Genomic DNA, 20,753 nt, shown 5'->3' with positions numbered 1-20,753 from the left:
ATTTGGAATTAACTCCAAATAGAGGTTATACGACAAAACGAAAAGGAGTAGCTTCAAATGCCATCTATAATTACAAGTGACGTACAATTGCCATTCGATCAATACAAATGGATTTTCGCTACCTTACAAGCTAAGGAGGTACTTAAATCTCCGAGAATATGGTTACGTGTTCTGAGAACTATGAATCTTTATGATGGTTTGGAATACGGTCTTACAGTTGCAGACGGTCAACAGTTCCATGCAGATTTGGAGGCACTTGGTTTAACTAATGATGTTGGTGCTCCCCTAACCTTTGTATCAGGAAACCCCCAAAGAAGTTTTCTAAGAGGCTACCAAACTTATTGGACTAACACTTGTGTTATTAAGCCACCTGCATTGATCAATAACATAATTAGTCTTACTCCACTTGGAAAATCACTTTCTACTGGAAAAATGAACTTTGAAGAATATGTTAAATACATAGTGAAGAAATTTCAACTTCCTAATATTATTACCCAATATACAAACTTGCAAGAATGGTATGACAACAACAAACAAATAAAACCATTTGCAATTATTTTGGAAGTCTTGTGTGAGTTATATACTCAAGCTGGTTTTAAGTATGCCTATTTAACAGAAAGTGAAACTGCGGTTTTGGTCTACCCCCTTTCGGGTTCTATGACAATTTCTGAAATTGCCAATGAAATTATCATGTGGAGAAATAATGATCCTTCTTTTAATATTAATTTCCTGTATTACCATGCCTTTAGTGTCGACAATGAATATAGGAGCATAAAAGAGTTTTTGCAGGTTTTATCCGCAGGTAATCTCCTGATTTCTACTCAACTGATGGTACAAAATTTTGATATAAACAGAAACAATAAATTGATTTCTGTACAAGAAGAGACTACATGCTATTTTCTTAATTGCTTTGTAGAATTAAAATGGTCTCAACTTGGAGTAGACAATAATCAAATAAATAGCATAAGAGAGTTGTGCGAACAAGCATACACCTCTGGTTATTACAGTTTCATTTCAACAAATAGCGAAAGTCAAAATAAATTAGATTTTGTGAATTATTTTAACGATCAGGTTCAAATCACATCATATCCAACTATTGCACAAAACTTTGAACCAGAAATTGATAATTTCATTGATATATTAAAGCAAAACAAACAGATCATTTTATCAGGACCCCCTGGTACTGGTAAAACGAGAACTGCACTGCAAATCACAGAAAAGTTACAACAAAATAATGAGTTGGCTCATAGAGAAATCGTACTCTTTCACCAAGCAACTTCATACGAAGATTTCATTGAAGGAATTCGACCAAACATTCATAGTCAACAACTCAATTACACTTATAAACAAGGTATTTTTAAAACCATATGCGAACGAGCTAAAACCAATCCTGGGCAATATTTTGCTGTTATTATTGATGAAATCAATAGAGGAAATATATCAAATATCTTTGGCGAGTTAATTTTTCTATTAGAACCCTCTTATAGAAAACCTGAATATGCAGTTCAATTACAATATACAAATGATTTATTCTATGTCCCAGATAATGTACTAATTATTGGGACTATGAACTCATCTGACAAATCAGCTATTGACTTAGATTTAGCATTAAGAAGACGGTTTAACATAATACATTTACCGCCTAATTCAAATGCATTGAATGACAGACTAACGACAGAACATGTTACTATTACATCAAACGATGGTACTCCAATAAACTTGGGTGATGTTCTTGATAAACTCAACAATTTTATTTTTGACAATAATGGATTAGGAAAAGATTTCGGCATAGGTCATGCGTTCTTTATGCCAATATCTGGAGTGCAATATAATTTACCTTTTTTAATGAGAACATGGAACTATAAAGTCATTCCATTATTGAATGAGTTTATTCAACTTTCCCCATCTTTCAGATCTATACTTAATGACCATGGCTTCAACATACATAATGGTGTAGTTGAACATTTTTCAAACGAAGATGTGATGCTGGAAATGATGAAACAATTAAATCAGTTGGTATAACGCTATGCTAATCAAAAATGAGATTTATTTCGGGATGAAATCCAAAAGAATATCACTCAGTTATAGAGACGAGACATTTTTGCAACAAATAAATAAAGATCGGGAACGTTGGCTTAGAGTTACACCTAATGGGAAGGAAGTATATGAGCCATTATTTAATGAAATAACTCGAAATGACTCAAGAACATGTACAATTGAACCAGGACCATATGTAGGCTTATTAAGCTTAAATGATTGCACTATTTCTTTTTTGCCACCAAAATGGCTACCAGGGTTTGAAAGCAAGCACATACACTATATGCTATACAAATCTAATCCCTTTGCACCCAAAACTACGCATCTTCCTGAATCCATCAGCGAACAGACTGTTTCTTCAGAGGGTTTTTTTGAACCATTGTATAGTATATTTGCTAATGAGTTATTAGCTTCACTTTCTAAGGGGATCTATCGAACTTACATTAAGGAAGCTGTTGATTCAAAAAAATTAAAGGGCTCTCTAAACTTCTCACGACAATTATTGATGGAACTCAAAGGTAAACCCCTTTTTGCAACAGAACTAAACAATTTCTCAAATGTAAATGAGATTAACACTCTATTTTATATCGCATGCAAAATTGTTGAGCTACACACCACAAATAACAACACTGCTATGTTAATAGAACAAGCCAAAATGCTTCTTCCGAAACAATTAGTAAGTATCAAGAACCTTAATACTCTGCAACTTGACAGAAGGGGAAATCATTTACAGTGGGCTTTGCAACTCGCTAAACTTATAGCGAATAAAGATTCATTTTCTTTTAGAGGTGAGACCTCACAATTATTTAGCCTTCTTATAAATTTATTTGATTTATTTGAAAACTATGTTAGTAGTGAACTTTACACAAGAAATCCTAACTTTTCTCACGGTTTTGAGATAAACTTGGTCGATGGTTCAAGTTCATTTATCGCAAATTCATCGTGGGATCAAAGACGTGTCTTTCCTGATATAGTTTATAACGATGGGCAGAAAAAAATGGTATTAGATACTAAGTTCAAGAAAGTGACTGCTTTCGGTCCAGATATATCAGATGTTTATCAACTATTCTTTTATGCTTCAATGTTAAATATAGACCGTGGTGTTATCATTTATCCTTCTCATAAGGACACTGCAGATATTAAGGAGTTCCCCATTTCGTTTAATTCCAAAAGTGTAAAATATATTGTGTGCTACGGACTCCCTATCGTCGGGACCGAAGCTCAACTGACGGAAGCAATTGATAAACTATACGACTACTTAAAAGCAATATAAGGAGAGGCTCTCCTCTCCTTATATTGCTTTTAATATTTTAATTTATATTACTTAATTCAATTGGAAACTGTTTTGCAATATGAAAAGCGAGCTTTGGGGGTACTGCATTACCTATTTGCCTATATCCATCAGTTTTTGATCCTTCAAAGACAAAATCCATTGGGAAACTTTGGACGATAGCCGCCTCTCTTACAGATAATCTCCTATGATTATTTGGGTGGTGAATTATAACAACACCACCTTTATCATCTCCACGGGCTGTTATCGTTGGAGCTGGGCGATCTGGATTTATCACACGATGTCCCAAATAACCATTAAAGCGTAATTTATACTTTGAATACTCATGATTAGGGATATAAGGTGCTTCTTCGGGTTCGGGTATTCCACTTAGAGCTTCTCCTATACTCACCCAGTTAGCTAGATCACTACTTTTACTCGGATCAGAATGTATGGGACGAGGAAAGTCAATTCTATGGTTTAGATCCTTCCTTACACCAATAAAGATGACACGTTCTCTAATTTGTGGAACTCCATAATCGGCGGCATTTAACACCTTATACTCTACATCGTAACCTGCAGATCGAAAATCGTTATGGATCATCTCAATTACTTTACCTTTAGCAAGACTCAAGAGACCTTTTACATTTTCCGCCACGAAATATAATGGTTGCTTTTCTTGAATAACCCTCAAAAATTCCAAATAGAGTTTATTCCTTTCATCTACTACTGAACGATTAATATTTGCTACAGAAAATCCTTGGCATGGAAATCCTCCAATCACCATATCACAATCAGGAATTTGACTTGTATGGATCTCCTTTATATCTACGTTTGTAATATGATTCCCTATATTTTTTCTGTATGTTTTAACAGCTTTTGCATTTATATCATTTGCCCAAATTATATTATGTCCTGCCTGAATAAACCCCAGGTCCATGCCTCCCGCACCAGAAAACAAAGAAACTATATTCATTTTGATCAATCCTTTACGTTAATACCGTATTAAAAAGTTCAATGTTACTAAATTGTCGAGCTATTTTTTCTGCAAATAGTGGAGGAACGGCATTACCAATTTGTCTATAGCATGATGTCTTCGATCCTAAAAACACAAAATCATCAGGAAAGGTTTGAATTACCGCAGTTTCTCTAACTGACAATCGTCTATGATTATTAGGATGATGAATTACTACAACACCACCGCCACCGTTACCACGAGCTAATATTGTAGGGGATGGTTTATCAGGGTCTACTTGTCTGTGTCCCGTAAAATTCTTATTTGAAAAAACTTTATATTCTGAAAAGACATGATTAGGAATATCACATTTTTCAGAAGGCTCTGGAATATGCGATAACGCCTGAGACATTGTTACCCACGGTTTTAATCCCGTTATTTCGGGTTTCTCAGAATGTGTAGGCTGAGGAAACATGATATTAATATCAATATCCTCTCTTATCCCAAAAAATATTACACGTTTTCTAATTTGTGGTACACCATAATCAGCACAGTTGAAAAGAGAGTATGAAACCCGATAGCCTGCTTTTCTAAAATCGTCCGCAATTAATTCAACAACCTTGCCCTTCTCTAAGCTTAATAGGCCCTTCACATTCTCAGCAACGAAAAATTTGGGTTGCTTGTCATGAATAATTCTATAGAATTCCAGATACAATTTATTTCTTTCATCTTCTTTACTACGCTTCAAATTTGCTATTGAGAAGCCCTGGCAAGGAAATCCACCAATGATAATATCGGAGTCAGGTATTGTTTCAGAATCAATCTCTCTTATATCACCTAATTTAATATGTTCACCTATATTGGTCATATATGTTTGTACTGCATCAGCATCATTATCATTTGCCCATATTATGTCATGACCTGACCTAATAAACCCAAGATCGAGACCACCACAACCCGAAAAAAGAGAAACTACCTTCATTTTGCCTCACCCACCTACAAGAACGTCTGTTCTGTATATTATAGAATATTACTTGACTATCAGCAAATCACTTCTTGTTTATAAGCATATTATAACACAAGTAGTCATTTGCCCTTAAAAGAGTTGTCAGATCGAGTCGAAAATATATTTCTAATAACAAATTATCCGATTAAGAAGTAGATTGAAAATGATCATATATGTACTGAAGAATGCCATCTCATTCGCCCCAACTCGTTACGATATTGATCCTCAGTGCCGACCTGGAATGATTCTTTTACGAACTTGGCATAAAGGGTGAGCTGTGTCCGATCATTTTCATTCCTTTTACCCGTTTTGAAATCAGTCACCACATACCTCCCACTCCCCACATCCCTATACAGCAGATCCATTACAATCCATACCTTAACGTCTCCGACCCCCATAGACCTGAACCGTTCCGCCGTAATCAACTCTGTTTCTTCCCGCCGCTGTATCAGGTCTTCCATCGTACTACAGATATTAAATTACGAACTGTTTCTGGCAGTTTCTGCTGATACTCCATTATCGGCTCAGGAGCCAATTCACCATTGTAATAAATCTCTGTAAGTTGCATTCCTGAGATATTCGATTGCTGATATTCGATCATTTATAGCGATTAGTTGCTGGATTTCATCAGCCATCTTCTTTTCCTCCCCGATCCCATTTCAGACAACAACAACAACAACTAAAAATGTAGTTCCTGTCCTGTCGCAGTAATTGCAGTGCCTTCTTCGACAATTCCAATTCTCGTTGTCCCATTAGTGGTGTCTTCTCGTCTCATACTTTGAATACTGTCTAGGTTTAGTCCGTCTTACCCTAACCATACTATCCCCCCCTCCTACTTCCGCCTGTTCTCGATAATGATCATGAGCCAATATATCAACACGCCGACACCAGCTCCGAGACAAAAAAAGTATAGTATGCCTAATCCACTATTCGAGTTTTGAATAGGTCCCATCATAACATGCTACTTCTCCTTGGATAGATTTCTTTGAATTCAGCATCAGCATGAGTTCATCAATAATTGGTCTGAAAGTGTCTGCGTAAATAAGAGAGCCTCTTTTAACAATAGGCTCTTACTCTCGTTTATGCGTCTTGTCTATTTCCAACTGATCTAACTTTTCATTTGAAGCAATTCTGGGTATTTAAGCAAAATCTCACTTACTCCACCTACACCTGCCTTGATTTTTATGCGATTTAAAAGAAGTGGTTCATTTGTTTTTTTCAGTTCTTGAATTGCCCATAAAATGCTTCGCTTTCTAAATGCTTCTGTATTCTCTAACACTTTCGCAAGATATTTCTTCGTAGCAGGCATCTTTTTGAGATGCTTTTCAAATAAACATCTTTCTCCTAACATCTCATGAATTCTCGCAATGGTCATCCGTTTTGGCTTCCCCTCATCATGCAGTATTTGCTCTATAATCGCTCTAACTTTTTGATAAATTTCTTCATCCCTCTTTTGCCAATCGTAACGCAACGATCCTGACTTTGGGGGGAGCTTATCAGGCATATTCTCCATCAAGAAAGTCCGATCATATAAATATAACCATGCATATTGGCTTGAATTGAGCTTTCGAAGCTCTAATCTCCCCAACTGCGGATGCTGACTTCGCATTTCCGTCCATGCCTCTCTCCTTTCCTTCCTCACTTGTGCTTTATATTCTGGAGTCATTGTTTTCTTCATTATTTTCCTCTTCGGCTGATCTGCTAACACTTCAGACATGATTGAAAATTTCGATTCATCAGCATAAAATACATCTTCAAGCGACAAACCAAGAAAATGTATCACGAGAAGATGGCGTATAGGATGAAACTCTTTGCCTTTTCGATGCTTCTGGAACATACTCTTTAGCCAATTAAATTCCCCCACAACTGAACTCTGAAGAATATCCAGCAGTTCGACTCCAAAGTAATCAACGAAATCCTCTCTAACACGCTTCTGATCAACCCTGCCTTTTGCAGAGACATAGCCTTTATGAGAGAGCTGACTTTTGTAACAGTGATAAAACCATTCGAGCGGACGGCTTGGATATTCACGATTAAGTATCTTCTCAATATCGTTTACGATACAACGATATTGAGCCAACATTTTTGCATCGGGGACTTCCTCAATTATGATTTCAGAACAATTTATTTGTGTTGGCACTGTTAAAGTATGTTTTGTATTACCACGCAAGGGAACTTTACTTTGACTCAGCCTAACTCCATGTTCCGCACATATCTTGACACCAGGTATCTGAAAAAGCCTTCTCCAATACATCTCACCGTACCTTTCAAGTGCAAGTCTATTACATTGGGGGCAATATTGAAAATGTGTTGCCATTTTTATTGGAGATGTCGATTGACCTGTTGCATTATAAAGATCTCTCCCATAATCAGAGAGCATCTCATCCCAAATCCAGCGGCTTTGCTTTTCATTTTTAAAAGCAGAATAAAACAAATACATCGTGTTTTGAAAAATGAGTTGCTCTTCTGTTACAGTCGAACCCGCAGGTAAGTTTGAAATCATTCGGCTGATTCCTGACTGTAATTCAAAACTGACAGTATAGTTGCTGGATCCAAAAACGTCGATTAATGTTGCTCGATGGCTGGTATTACCGCTACGAATTGCATAGCGTGAAATAACACTGTATAACATCTCGTCTTCGTATCGAATTGGAAAGCTTGTCATCATACCCTTATAATCCTTTCAAATCATAATTACACTTCAAAGTCCGTCACAATAATTCCCGCATTGCTTAAACTCTCATACACAGAAAGACCATTTTCTTTGCCTTCTTCCACGACTACTCGCAAATCATTCTTATCAACTTCTTTTGCTGATGTAGGTAATGAATGTTCTGTCGCTCCGATATGGCACTTATAAACTTCTTGGACGATTTCCTTTACGCTTTGTAAATGTGGCTTCTCTTCAAAAATTCTTTCAATATGCTCATGTGCTTTTTTATCATCGATTCCCAATAGTGCTACTCGTACTGATACATCCTGCTTCATGCGTTCCCTATTCTTGACTTGTTCTTGATGAGTATTTTGAAAAGTCTTGAGCATATTCCCTAAGTCCAATTTGGATTGCTCTGCCGCAACAAATCCGTCAATTGGTATGCTGTTAATGTCACCGTACCTCGCCATTTTAACTGGATTGCCAGACCTTAAAGCATCGAGCATAGGCTGTACCAACTTTAAGTTTTCTTTAGCGACATCTTTGATGATCCGAGGAGTCAATTCCTCAGCTCCAGACGTTATAGCTTTTATTTGACTCATCAAAAAAATCTTAACTGCTAGGTCAGTAATGCCACAACTTGCTTCATACATTGCATCTTCTAGCTCAGGAGATAATGCGGTCGGATTCCGAATCCATTGATAATCCCACATCCCCTCCAAGAAAATTCTCCAACTTTGTTCTTCTTTCTTCATTGGCAACCATACCAGATCACCTTGACCAGACCCACGTCTCGCTATGCGTAGATCGGAGAATAAAGACATCGCTCGTGGTGTCCCGATTTGAATAATTGGCAGACCAATCGAATTCGACAGTGAGACGAAAAATGACAACATTTTTTCGCCACCACCGCTTTTCGCCAGCGATAAGTTTTGGATTTCATCAACGACCAGGATTCCAAGGTGACATGAGCGAGCAATCTGGGCAACAATCGAAATAAGCGATGCAGACGATAGTTTGCCGTTCTTCCCAAAGCGATTTAAGTGATCTGTTCCCAATAGTTGATCTATTTCAGCAAAGAAATGATTAATAAGTCCTCTTATTGAGCCGTCTGGAGGGCATTCAAGTCTCAAATAATTGATTTGATAAGCACTAAGTTGATTTCCCTTATAGTCGGAATGACAAATAACTTGGGGAATCATACTCAAAATTCGCTTAATGGCACTACTTTTGCCAACTCCGCTAACTCCGATAATAGTTAGCCCTGATGGACTGTCGTATACCGATTGAGTAATTTGAGCTTTCTTAATATCCGAATGTCCTTGAACCATCTGCATTGCATACTTCGGACTTAACGGGTTTCGTGAGATATAGCCTTGCCGAATCAATCTCGATATTCTCGCTTCAAGATCAACATGAATCGGAAGAGGCTGAAAGTAGTTTTGTAGTTGTTGAATCATATGGAAGCGAAAGTGGCTATCTGCAAAGCGTTCATTTGGATCGAAATATGGGTAACTAGCTAATGACTGAATAACAGTTTCTCTTGATTTTATTTCTGGAAGTGCCTCAATTAGCGGATTATTTCGATACTGGCTAACCATTTGTTCCGAGTAAGTCGCTACTTCTGCTAATGAACCATTAGGTATCTGTATCCTGTTCATGCCCCTGTCTCTCCCTTTGCTTTTGTCTAAACAGATCAAAATCGTTGAAGTAATCTTCCGAAACAGGTGAGATTGAATCACTTTTTGAAGAAATTTGATTTACTGGCATTGAATAAGTTTCATTTTCTCTTATCAACTGTCTCTCCAGACTCCGATATTCCCTAATTCCTTGAAGTTTCTCTGCTTTTGAACTTGGCATTTGCTGAGCCTTTGTTAGCTTTTCAGCGTCTTTCACTATTGCTTCGATATGGGTAATTAAATCAATCTGAGGTTGTATTCCTTTCTCCGTATGTTCCGCCTTTTGCATGTTCTCTATTGCTTGTAAATATTCTATTTCTTCCTTTGTTCTGTCACTATATTGCGAATGTTGGCTTAGTAAATAACACGGCTCAAATCCTTTGTCTCCTACACCCCGAAGATACAATTTTCCGATTTCCCGTGGATCATAACAAACAGAAACTCGCCAAGTCTTTACCCGTGCTTTCTCCATCCAACGCTCTTTTAATGCGGTCGCACTGCCATAAAACAGACCTTGAAATTTGATCCCCATGTGGCTGACCAGAGCTTCTGCCGTAGGAAGCATGTTCAGCATGACCACATCCAATGGAACCTCACGCAATTTCCCCGAACGATATTGAACACCCCATTTCCATATTACCGATGGAATACTTTCAATATCATCAGCGATCATCATTTCTTCACGAGGATAGCTGGCAAGGAAATGATGATTATGATGGAGAACACATCTAATGATGATCTGAGTAAATTGGTAAATGTCGAGCTTGGCATCCAAACGATAATCACGAGAGCTTGGTCCTCTTTGTCTAAAATCAGGATTGATTACGCCTGGCAACATCATTTTGACTGAATCATTCGTAGTCCTAAAATGACGTTCAATAATACTTTTTAGGTCGCCACGGTAACTGGAGGTATTCTCTATCTTTACATGGAGATTTTCCACAAGAGTTTCTACCTCTTTACTGAATAACTCTCCCTTGTCACCAAGGATAGTTTCAGGAAGATGATGCGATTCCCACTCTTCAGGTTGGATCGAAATCCCATACTTTGCACAGTAACTAACTTTATCTTCACAAGAATTCGCAATTGCCATCGCCGCAGACAACCAACTCGTTTCCAGTCCTATATACATTCCAGTTACAACCCTGGAGAATACATCCATCGTATAGAACAAACATGGACGACCAATTATCCAATTCCGATTGATTCTTGACACGAGATAGATGTCGAAACTTGTGCCGTCTAATAAAAACTTACTTCCTGGACCAATGGCTTCTTTCGTCGCATTGCCAAGGACAGGTCGATGAAGCAACTCATATTTCTTCGAGCTGTATCTCGTCGAGATCTCCCGCTTAATCGTATTTTCCTTTTTGAAGAAATATTTGAATTGGGTATACGTAGGTATACGAGTCGAATCCTGAACAATTGGGATCCTGACACCATCTTCGATTTTTTGATCTTCGCTGAAATAAGCTTGAATCATCTTCTGATAAGCGAATTTGAGTGGTGCTTTTTTTGATGTATAGTAATATTTCTTGAGTGCTACTCGGAAAATCTTTTCAATTTCTTCTGAGATATTGATGCCTTCACTTTGGCTGTATTTACGGGGCCTTCCACGTTTAACTCCATTGCTGGACTTCGTTTTCCCCTTCCCTCCCCTGTTTGAGAAGTTGGGAGCAAGCCCTTGTTTCGTTTTACCATTCTTCCAGAATGTTCTCAGAATTCGTCCAACGGTTTTCTCGCTATAGCCTAAAGTATCTGAGATATTTGCAATCATCTGCTTACGTAAATGAGGGATAAATATGTCGGGTTCGTTCTGCTCTGTCGCTATCCTATCAATCACCTTCCATGACATTTCCAAGTGGTCTTTTGCTTTTTCGGATAAACGATCATTCCAAATTAAGCTGAACCAATTCTTTTGATCCACGACCAATATGCCGCCTTCCTTTATCCCAGCTTCAATATCAATTAAGGACTTCAATATGGGATAACGATCGCTATGAATATTGATGACGTAGCAATAATTCCGTTCAGCATCCATCCATAAAATACGCTCAATTTGATTTTCGTCCTCTCCATATTGGATTAACGTATTAATGACCAACAGCATTATTGAAATGTTCACTTCCTTTCGAGTTTACTCTTATGTGCTCTACGGATTTGTTCAAATCTATAGGGTTATCCATATTGATCGTGATTCTCTTGGTTGCAAGCAGATGTTTAAATAACAACAATCCTTCACCACGCTCACCTTGATGTAATTCTTCGAAAGTTTCAATTACATTACGCATTGTCCCATTCCCCCTTATAATAAGTGCCAGTAATTGATCCAGTTTAATTCCCGCTTCTTCATCTCCATACCCCCAATCGCTCAGTCGGCGAGAGGCATGTAACCATTCAATATTTTTTGCCCGTACAGCATTGATCTCCAAAGGAGTTACTAGCCCCCAGTTAACTCCTTTTGCATGCCAATACCTTCGTATTAGTTCATATCTTTCGACCACGCCTGGTTTCTCCAGTTCTCTTGCTTCTTTTATATTTCGGGCAATGTGAATTTCATTGCCTTGTCCATCCTTCATCGTAATCAGAAAAGTGTTTGTAAATATAACTGGTGTTCCAGTTTTTTGATTAACAATTTTTTTAACAAGTGTTTCATCTAAAATGTCAGTCATCTCGACAAGATCCAATAACGGAAAATGTTCACGAATGTCGATTACGGCATCAGACCATTCACAGAGGTAAAAATAACGAGTTTCATTATCCGAAAGAAAATGATGAACTCTTCCTGTCTTCCATCCACTTACTCTGGAAACACGCCCTTTACTGGAAATGCTATGTACATTCAGGAATGGCTCGAAATCGCTCCCTCGTCCTTGACCTCTTCCTTCATTAATATAGCGCTGTAATTTACGATCCGAGAAATCATAATTGAACCTGGACATATTATTTCAGCTCCCTCAGTCAATGACAAAAAAACCATTACATATAGACAATTTCAAACTTTTTTTTAAAGTCTGAATTCTCTACTGCAATGGCTTTTATGCTTATTGCTATTTAGTTTATGCTTTGTTCATACTCTTTGACTTTCCGATAAAATGTCGAACGAGAAAGTCCCAGTTTCTTAATTGCAGATGAAGCGGTAGGTCTGTTCATGTTTTGACCACTTATTTTTTCTGAAAAAAACTTTTCGACTCCTTGCTGTTGAAGAGCTTCAATTTGTCTTGCTTCATTCTGATCCTGACTCGAAACTCGGACGTACCCGATCTTCATAAATATTTCCCCCAAGAATTTCCTCGGTATTGAGACTATTCTACGCAAACTATTTCAAAATGTCTATATTTTATTTTGATATATGTGTCAGTTAATTTACGAGTTATTGGCACATCGTTTATTGATTAATTTCACTGTTCGAAAACGTAGACAAAAAGAGACACATACAGATAGACACTCAACGTCCGAACATCTCTATCCACAATATTTCGAATCTTCTTCACGATTTGAACTTGTTCTTTCATCTGTATACTCTTATTTTATTACGCACCAAGAATATACACCTTTTTTCCAGCTATTTAACTTACGCCTCCCTCATTACTTCCATTAAATATCCCCCTTAGTTTTCACTTTGTATTTTTCTGGTCTATCAACTGTACTACAATCATCCTACTTCTTTTTCCGAACTCATTTCCCGAAGAATGCTCGCTACAATTGTATCCATATCAAACTGATTAATATTTTGATCCATCGCTATAACTCTCTTGTATAAGTCGGGCATCCTGGATTCGTTGTAGGAGTGCTCCCATTCACATGTTAGAAGGAATACACGAAAGCTTCCATCTTCCATCAAGTAAAGTTCCTTCACTTTTTCGACATATCTGTGCGTCAGCATGTTGTATTTGAAGTGCAAATCTATCGTAGCTACGTGTAGTCCCTTTTCCGCAAAGTCGAAGGAATGCACCTCTTTATAAGTTGAACTTCTAAAGCTTTCGATTTTCTTGAATACAAGGTCTGGCATCGCTAACCGTATAATTCTTATTAGCTCCAGAACATTGATGTTGGAAACACTCCCCTCTGCCTGCTCCGACACCTCTTCCGACACCTCTTCTGTATCCCAGTACCACTTTTCAAACCATTCCCAAGTCTTCATAGAGTAAACTCCTACTCGATCCCGAAAAACAATCCCGCTCTGCTCACACCATTGCCAGAGAGGAATATCCGTACCTTGCATCTCATATTCATCCAACTCCTCCGACATTAAAATATCTTCTGCCTTCATTGCTTGGAAATCGATCTTCAAAAGAACCAAATATGGCATGTCCATATTGAAGTCAAAGATGGTTCCCCCTTCAACTTGTCCTGAACATAAATTCAAACTTGCAAACAGTTCATGGCATCCAGGGAAATAGTTTTCCCAAGCAGTTTTGAATAGCTGTCCAAAATGGATTCTGTTTAAAAGGCATTCTACCTTATATTCATCTAATGATTGATTTTGTTTATTCCCCTCTAGTAATGTTCCAACTGACCACATGTGTCATTCCTCCTCAAGTTTGTTTTTATATTCTCATTTTACTGATTGGCAAGCTTATTGTGGGCGAAAAACGGTTCTACCATGTCGTACTAACTGACGAACCACTTTCACCACAGCCGCTCCTAGTTAAAACATCGGAACGTCGCTTCGTTTATGTCTATATGTCACAAGGGAATTCTTTATATTATGGGTAATCTCATATTTCGCTGGGGAAAGGGCAAAAGTCGTAATGGTTGTTCGTCTTTTAAGAACGAAGAGAAAGTCGTACTGCTTCTCTTATATATAGTATTTCTAATAAAACAGTACGACTTTTAGTAAGTTTGACGATTTATCGCCATTAGTAACAGTTACATCGGCAGTTAGGGATGTAGCATTGCAAAAACATATTGGCAATTCCTCAATGTTATGCTGCTTCTTTCGGCGTGTTCAGAACTTCGCAAAGACATATCAATGTCGTTCTGAATTGGCAATTCCTCAGTGTTATGCTGCTTCTATCGTCGTGTTCAGAACTTCGCAAAGGCAGCTCACTGTCGTTCTTAGTTGGCAATTCCTGACTGTTGTGCAGCTTCTTTCGCTATGGTCAAAACTTCGCAAAGACATATCACTGTCGTTCTGAATTGGAAATTCCCGATTGTTATGCTGCTTCTTTCGGCGTGTTCAGAACTTCGCAAAGACATATCAATGTCGTTCTGAATTGGCAATTCCTCATTGTTGTACTGCTTCTATCGGTACGGTCAGAACTTGCGAAAGGCAATTCACTATCGTTCTGAATTGGCATTTTCCTCATAGTTAGACTGCTTCTATCGGTATGGTCAGAACTTGAGAAAGGCTATCCACAGTCGTTCTGAACTGGAAATTCCTTCATTGTTGTACTGCTTCTATCGTATGGTCAGAACTTGCGAAAGGTTATTCAATATCATCGTTCTGCTAAGTTGACAATGATGGTTTGCATATTGTTACGGTTAACGCAGTCTGCTGAATGGCAATCATACCAACTCTTAACAGCGATATATTAATGAAACAGTTTCACTCATTTTTGACACAAAGACTCGAACAACCTACAATCTAACAGCAGAAATGAAAAGCAAAAAGGATGCTACAGAGCACCCTTTCCATTACGTTATGCCGACACGAACTGGTCGTCACAATCATTCGTATTATCTAAAAATATTATTTTTTGCCCAGTGTTTATCATGTTGTTTGTTTTGAGAAATAACTCCTCTCTTTTTAGTAATTTAGCGAGGTTCTTTATGCTTTTTCCAAGTCGGTCACTTAACTCCTTCTTTTTAATGAAGCTTTCACCATTTCCTTTCACCTCAATAAGTATTTTTTGCAATTTAGAGCTATCTGATTCCCCTTTAACTTTATCACTATCAGTCAAAACCTCTTGCTTAACCGTGCTCATTGTCTTTTCAAAATATTTTATATTCGGCAATTGCGACAAAACAAGCTCAATTACCTCTTTGCTGTCACTAAATACATAGATTTCGGCACTCTGGCTATTATCACGGTTTATTCGCTTAATCGCTTGGTACATCTCTCCAGCAATGGCGGTTTTGCGAATGTTCTCTACTTGTTCATGTCTGTACATTTCGATATTCTCAATGATATTGTTGTCCATCGTCCTATAGTATAAGTAAGTTAGGGCGTAGGTCAGATAATCATAATTAGGTGTCTTGAGCACGACAACACAATCAAAATCACGATAATCATTGACACCAATGATACTGCCAAAGTGAGCGATCTTGATCTGACAGTTCAGATTTTTTTCAATCTCGGCAATATCATTCCCATAGTCAGAGAGATGTTGACAAATTGCGTTCCCCACCCTCTCCCTACTGTCTAATTGAGTTACAAAAAGGATACCCCTTTTGCCGCTAAATGATATTTTCACTAAGGCATCTCGTTCGAAGTTGACATCCTTCTTTAAGGCTGTTTTGGTTGTCTTAACATTTACATGATAAAACGTTTGATTTGCATAGTCGTACATCTTTTCCTGGTGCTTGACTACGAACTGATCACTTAATGCATATCGATAATCGAATCCCCCGTTCGCATCAAGAATGATATTATTCTCCAGCATAGCAAACCGATGACTTTCATCAAAGGTATGAAAACCGCCTTCATGCAAAAAACCACCATTAGTGAACAGGTGTTGGCACTTGCGAAGAATCTGCTGAACCTCTTTATGTTTCTTATCCTTTTTACCAGAGATGTTTGCCAGGGCTGATGCGATTGAACTTCGATACTCCTCATATTTACCGTTGTTCAAATCCAAGCAAATCATCTCATTTAGCCAAGATACGTCTAAGTATCGGTCTTTTAGGCTTTGAAGCATTTTCGCTATTTTTCCGATTGCAGTGAATTCTGGTTCAGAGCTATACCACAATAAGCTTGCCGCATCTTCCCTAGAAATTGTTATTTTCTCAAGAAGATCGGGATATTCATCGATGATTAACGTATGCCTATCTTTTATCAACTCTTGATGCTCTCCTTTGCAAATCTGAATGTACATGTTATGAGTAATGCACAGCACTTGATACTCAGGCAACGTCTTCTTTATATGCGTCTGCGTAGTGTTTTTCGAAGAAAATCCATATGCTATTTTCCTTTTTCCTGCATTCCGATTAATCTCTTCAACGGTTTTATCCAACAAGTCATCCTTTATAAATCGCTGTACATATAGAACCTTATTGGATGGATCGTGTTTCATTTCTTCTAGGATTTTGAACGTCTTTGTACTTTTGCCTGTGCCTGCCTCGTGATTGAATACTACGAATTGATCTTTTCTCCATTTTTCAGGATTGATAATCTGTTCTTTTAACTCCTCAAAATACTGTTCTTTCATAACTTCATCCCCTTTTCTCGTAATTTAATTGTGATGAGATCATCATATTAGGAGAATGACTACACAAAAATAGTTTTTCGGTTCTATAACGTTCGAGCCGCTATATTCGATATTTTGTTTTCAACGAGCAAAAAAGACTGATTTACTACTTCAACATGTTCATCAAAGGCTTTCTATCCAAGGGCAGACTACTCCCCTGGATTCAGAGAAAACCGTAAATGAAAAACGTTGAAATAAATAAATCAGCCTTATTGGGCTTATATATGTTGACTAAATGATGTTCAAAATGAAATGTTGCCTAAATAAAATGTAGCATCATAATATAACAAGTCCGCCTCCACCGTCAAGGTTTTTCTTGAAAATCCCTTCTCCCCCAAAACCCCAATCATTAACCTATAATCCACTCTGATAGATAAATACCCAATCTCTAATTCCCTGAAATGATGCGACACTCCCTCCCAACGTCCGACATCCTCAGACCAAAAAGATGCGACATGTCGGAATAAGTCGCCTGCTTTTGAGTATAATCTATAAAACTATCAAAAGGGGGCTAAAACAAATGAACAACAAGTTTTTCTATGCCGTGGACAGCGGCAAATCACAAACGAAGGCAGTATTTAGGGATGAGGGGGTGATTCAAAAGATCAAGTTTTCAACACGGGTAGAACAGGTAGCTGAATTTGGAGCTGAACTATCTCCAGGGTCCTATTTAGTCGAGTTCGAAGGAAAGAGCTATTTGATCGGTTCCATGCTCGACGAAAGCAGATTCAACTTTGATCTGAGTAAGAACACGGAGCAACATCGACTTTGTATTTATCTTGCTATCACCAGACTGCTACTAAAGACGAAACGATCCATCGCCTTTGCTGACATTACACTTGCGCTGAATATACCGCTTTTACTCTACAAAAACGACTCCCAGAAAAAGGCTTATCATGATTTTGTCCGCAACAATGGTGAATCAATAGGTATATCGGTCAATGGCAAAGCCTTTGTATTCCGTATCACTCAGCTCCTTCTCCTCCCAGAAGGACTAGGTAATGTCTATACGGAAACACAAATAAACGATTATCGCTCAAAGAAGGCAGTAATGATCGATGTAGGATCACTTAATGTCAATTACCTTGAGTTCAACAACCTTGTGCCTAATTACTCTAGGATGTTAACCGCCGACCTTGGCACTAACATTCTCCGATCTAAAATTGCAGATAGCTTGACCACAAAATTCGGGACTTCCGTTAGTGACAGTGATGCTGAGAGGCTTTTTTCGGATAAATATCTGATTATTAATGGAGTAAAACAGGAGGAAAGTAAGGAGATCATTGAGAGGATTATCCAAGATCACGTTAAGGAGATCTTCAATTATGCCAAAAGCAGACAGCTATCTTTAAACAATACGGCTGTCGTATTCGTCGGCGGCGGAAGTATACTACTCAGGGAGTTCCTACTAGCTCATTTCCCCGCCGTTGAATTCGTATCGGATGCTCAATTTGCAAATGCGCACAGCTTTCTGCAAATATTGGAGACAAAATATGGGCAAGCGAAATAGGCTCTCAATCTCTTTCAAACACAAATATCTACATGTTTTTGAGTATTTGCAATGTATTCCGAACAACAAAAGTGATTACATTGCAAAAGCAGTAGAAGCATACATGACGGGTAACAAAACAGCGGGATCACATGAGGAAATCAGAGAGATAGTATTAAAGGTTTTGAGGGAACAGGGAAATATGCCGTTGTTAAACCCGACTGTCCAAGCAGATTCACTGTCTGTTGAAGATGTAGAGTTGATCAATGAGTTATTCTAACACGAAATTTATACAAGGAAAACTCCGAAAACTGGGCATTACGCATCCAGCGGCGGAGTTTTCCTCTGTATTTTTCGGAGATTTACAGCTCCCTGACAATCCCACTAAATAATAATTGTTTTACACTTTCCCCAATTCAAGCTGACAATTCCTCTATACTTAACTCGCCCTAGTTAGGAATACGTCTCCACTTGCAATCGATACTGGCTTGCCTAAATACTATATGATTCGCCGCAGCAATTGACGCTTGTTCATGTATTTCAGTCATATCTCTGATTTTCTTTAACACTTCTACAATCAACACACTCGACCGTACATTTACGTTCGTATTCCAGTTTTTCTGTAGAGTTTACTCTAGCAGGATATTCTTCAATACTTTTCACAAGTAGTACACCACCACAGTCACAAATAAACATACTCATCCTGCCCTCCAACTGAAATTATTCTTATATTCATTCAACTGCTTGCAGCATAAATCCTTCTCCAGTAATTCTGTCCTGTATTACCAACAGTCGTGCCTAGGATGCTTGTTCGTTATAACTTGATCCAGCTATAACACTTCAATTGTGGGATTCTGTTTCAGATACGTTAATGCTCATGTACTGGTTCACCTCTCCGTATTTTTAAAAGAGATGGGTTGCCCCATTCTCTCCTCTCAAACTTTTATCCTCGATCTGACTACAATTTTGCAATTTTAAGCTGATCGATCAACTCGGATAATATGCACAATTCACGAACCTTAGTCTGTTCTGTCCATGTGCTAGAAATTACTTGTTCATTGATCTTCACCAGTATTTCCTTTGCGTTCCTGCTAACAGGTTGTCCATCAATCATAAAATCGTTGGAGATCATCAATTCTTGCAATGAATTCTCCGATTTCCTTTCTGTTTCTACTTCATCAAATGCCGTTTTAAGAACCTCGTGATAAGAGACCTCAAGTGCCTCGCATAATTGAAAAATCTTTATAATTGATACAGATTTTCTTTGCCCCGATTCAATCCTGAAAATGTAAGAGGAACTAACGCCACTAATTTCCTCCAATTCTTTTAACGAATAATTTCGAATTTTCCGAAAATGTTTAAGTAGCTGTCCGAAGCTGTCCGAGATCTCTATCACTTTGCCTTTCTCCGATTCTTCCTCATCCAAATGTGCCTGCTTCTGATTGTCGTCATTCATTTTGGTCGACTCCTTTTTTCTGATCTCAATTGAGAATCCTTTTTTGTTATTAACATTGTATTATAAGCAATTCTAATGCTTCTGATTACGAAACTCAGACCAAAAACCAAACCCTTATAAATGAAATTCATTTCACTACTCGTAACCAATTCCAATATTGTTTAGGTTGCAACTCTATGTAAATTTCGACCGCTTATTACCTTGATTGTTGACTAGTTACGACACTTGTTCACATAACCTTCATAACAGTTATGCACATCTTCATATATCTTTTTCCAAATAATTCTTATTAAGTTCATATGAACCTCATACATCATGCATAACCTTTCAGTAAATCTTTCAAAATAATATATGAAGTAAGTACAGCCAGGAATGGGAAAAGAAGTTGCGGAGCAAAAAAAAAGACCGATAGACGTATGTCCAACTGGTCTCTGAACTTCGTTTAAGGAAACGCCACTTTCGTTTTTCTTTCGAGGTCATCATGAACTACCCTTCCATCCGACCACATGGAGTGATTATCTAATAGTCGCCACCGTGATGTGATTCGCTCTTTTTAATCAGAATAGACAAGTAGAAATCAACTCCATTTTCCCACGATACTGAACATGAGAATGGATCTATTTTCGCCGTCATGAACATCTCAACATTGTCTCTCATTTCAGCCAGTAGGCCTGTGTCTCCTTCCAGAAATCGCTTCATATCGAGAACACGGTATTCATTAAGGTGGTCAAATTCCAGAATCAACACTAAGGATGGAAACGGATAGACTGATGTTACTTTCATTCTAAAACCCTCC

The 20,753-nt window shown here is 37.9% G+C and carries 16 protein-coding genes; 4 read left to right on the top strand and 12 right to left on the bottom strand.

The features are described from left to right. Positions 1 to 57 precede the first annotated feature (57 nt). Both J2Z20_RS16955 and J2Z20_RS16950 read left to right on the top strand, forming a co-directional pair. Positions 58 to 2,022, top strand: coding sequence for an McrB family protein (locus tag J2Z20_RS16955; protein WP_209853077.1), 1,965 nt, complete (start codon positions 58 to 60; stop codon positions 2,020 to 2,022). Between the two features lie 34 nt (positions 2,023 to 2,056). Next, a complete protein-coding gene (locus J2Z20_RS16950; RefSeq protein WP_209853076.1) occupies positions 2,057 to 3,310 on the top strand; it encodes a 5-methylcytosine restriction system specificity protein McrC in 1,254 nt (417 codons plus the stop codon). Positions 3,311 to 3,347: 37 nt separating this feature from the next. Here J2Z20_RS16950 and J2Z20_RS16945 read toward each other — a convergent pair whose 3' ends face one another. The 10 genes from J2Z20_RS16945 to J2Z20_RS16900 form a co-directional block, all read right to left on the bottom strand. Further along, positions 3,348 to 4,283: a DNA cytosine methyltransferase gene (locus J2Z20_RS16945; protein ID WP_209853075.1), complete on the bottom strand. Its 936-nt coding sequence runs from the start codon at positions 4,281 to 4,283 to the stop codon at positions 3,348 to 3,350. A gap of 13 nt (positions 4,284 to 4,296) precedes the next feature. Continuing rightward, on the bottom strand, positions 4,297 to 5,244 hold the full coding sequence (locus J2Z20_RS16940) for a DNA cytosine methyltransferase (protein ID WP_209853074.1): 948 nt from the start codon (positions 5,242 to 5,244) through the stop codon (positions 4,297 to 4,299). Positions 5,245 to 5,435: 191 nt separating this feature from the next. Next, the gene (locus J2Z20_RS16935) at positions 5,436 to 5,729 is read right to left on the bottom strand and encodes a PD-(D/E)XK nuclease family protein (protein WP_280921783.1); all 294 of its coding nucleotides are present in this window, start codon (positions 5,727 to 5,729) and stop codon (positions 5,436 to 5,438) included. A gap of 647 nt (positions 5,730 to 6,376) precedes the next feature. Then, positions 6,377 to 7,936, bottom strand: a complete 1,560-nt coding sequence (locus J2Z20_RS16930; RefSeq protein ID WP_209853072.1) for a TnsD family Tn7-like transposition protein — start codon at positions 7,934 to 7,936, stop codon at positions 6,377 to 6,379. A 26-nt stretch (positions 7,937 to 7,962) separates the two neighbouring features. After that, positions 7,963 to 9,582, bottom strand: a complete 1,620-nt coding sequence (locus tag J2Z20_RS16925; protein ID WP_209853070.1) for an ATP-binding protein — start codon at positions 9,580 to 9,582, stop codon at positions 7,963 to 7,965. Continuing rightward, positions 9,560 to 11,641, bottom strand: a complete 2,082-nt coding sequence (locus J2Z20_RS16920; RefSeq protein ID WP_209853068.1) for a Mu transposase C-terminal domain-containing protein — start codon at positions 11,639 to 11,641, stop codon at positions 9,560 to 9,562. Before J2Z20_RS16920 ends, J2Z20_RS16925 begins: the two co-directional genes overlap by 23 nt. Before the next feature lie 52 nt (positions 11,642 to 11,693). Next, entirely contained in the window at positions 11,694 to 12,542 is an 849-nt protein-coding gene (locus J2Z20_RS16915) for a TnsA endonuclease C-terminal domain-containing protein (RefSeq protein ID WP_209853066.1), read from the bottom strand. A 112-nt stretch (positions 12,543 to 12,654) separates the two neighbouring features. Further along, positions 12,655 to 12,870: a recombinase family protein gene (locus J2Z20_RS16910; protein ID WP_209853064.1), complete on the bottom strand. Its 216-nt coding sequence runs from the start codon at positions 12,868 to 12,870 to the stop codon at positions 12,655 to 12,657. A 385-nt stretch (positions 12,871 to 13,255) separates the two neighbouring features. Next, positions 13,256 to 14,125: a hypothetical protein gene (locus J2Z20_RS16905; RefSeq protein ID WP_209853062.1), complete on the bottom strand. Its 870-nt coding sequence runs from the start codon at positions 14,123 to 14,125 to the stop codon at positions 13,256 to 13,258. Between the two features lie 1,120 nt (positions 14,126 to 15,245). Further along, the gene (locus tag J2Z20_RS16900) at positions 15,246 to 16,973 is read right to left on the bottom strand and encodes a DEAD/DEAH box helicase family protein (protein ID WP_209853061.1); all 1,728 of its coding nucleotides are present in this window, start codon (positions 16,971 to 16,973) and stop codon (positions 15,246 to 15,248) included. A 559-nt stretch (positions 16,974 to 17,532) separates the two neighbouring features. Here J2Z20_RS16900 and J2Z20_RS16895 point away from each other — a divergent pair. Then, the gene (locus tag J2Z20_RS16895; protein ID WP_209853058.1) at positions 17,533 to 18,522 is read left to right on the top strand and encodes a ParM/StbA family protein; all 990 of its coding nucleotides are present in this window, start codon (positions 17,533 to 17,535) and stop codon (positions 18,520 to 18,522) included. After that, the gene (locus J2Z20_RS16890) at positions 18,506 to 18,781 is read left to right on the top strand and encodes a hypothetical protein (RefSeq protein ID WP_209853056.1); all 276 of its coding nucleotides are present in this window, start codon (positions 18,506 to 18,508) and stop codon (positions 18,779 to 18,781) included. The genes J2Z20_RS16895 and J2Z20_RS16890 overlap by 17 nt, the downstream gene beginning before the upstream one ends. 678 nt (positions 18,782 to 19,459) lie before the next feature. On the opposite strand, the gene J2Z20_RS16885 is transcribed toward J2Z20_RS16890, so the two are convergent. Further along, a complete protein-coding gene (locus J2Z20_RS16885) occupies positions 19,460 to 19,957 on the bottom strand; it encodes a helix-turn-helix domain-containing protein (RefSeq protein WP_209853054.1) in 498 nt (165 codons plus the stop codon). Positions 19,958 to 20,476: 519 nt separating this feature from the next. After that, entirely contained in the window at positions 20,477 to 20,740 is a 264-nt protein-coding gene (locus tag J2Z20_RS16880) for a hypothetical protein (RefSeq protein ID WP_209853052.1), read from the bottom strand. Positions 20,741 to 20,753: the final 13 nt, after the last annotated feature.

It is taken from the genome of Paenibacillus sediminis (genome assembly GCF_017873765.1).
GTDB classification, from domain to species: domain Bacteria; phylum Bacillota; class Bacilli; order Paenibacillales; family Paenibacillaceae; genus Paenibacillus_AG; species Paenibacillus_AG sediminis.
This window is presented reverse-complemented; position numbering and strand designations above follow the sequence as displayed.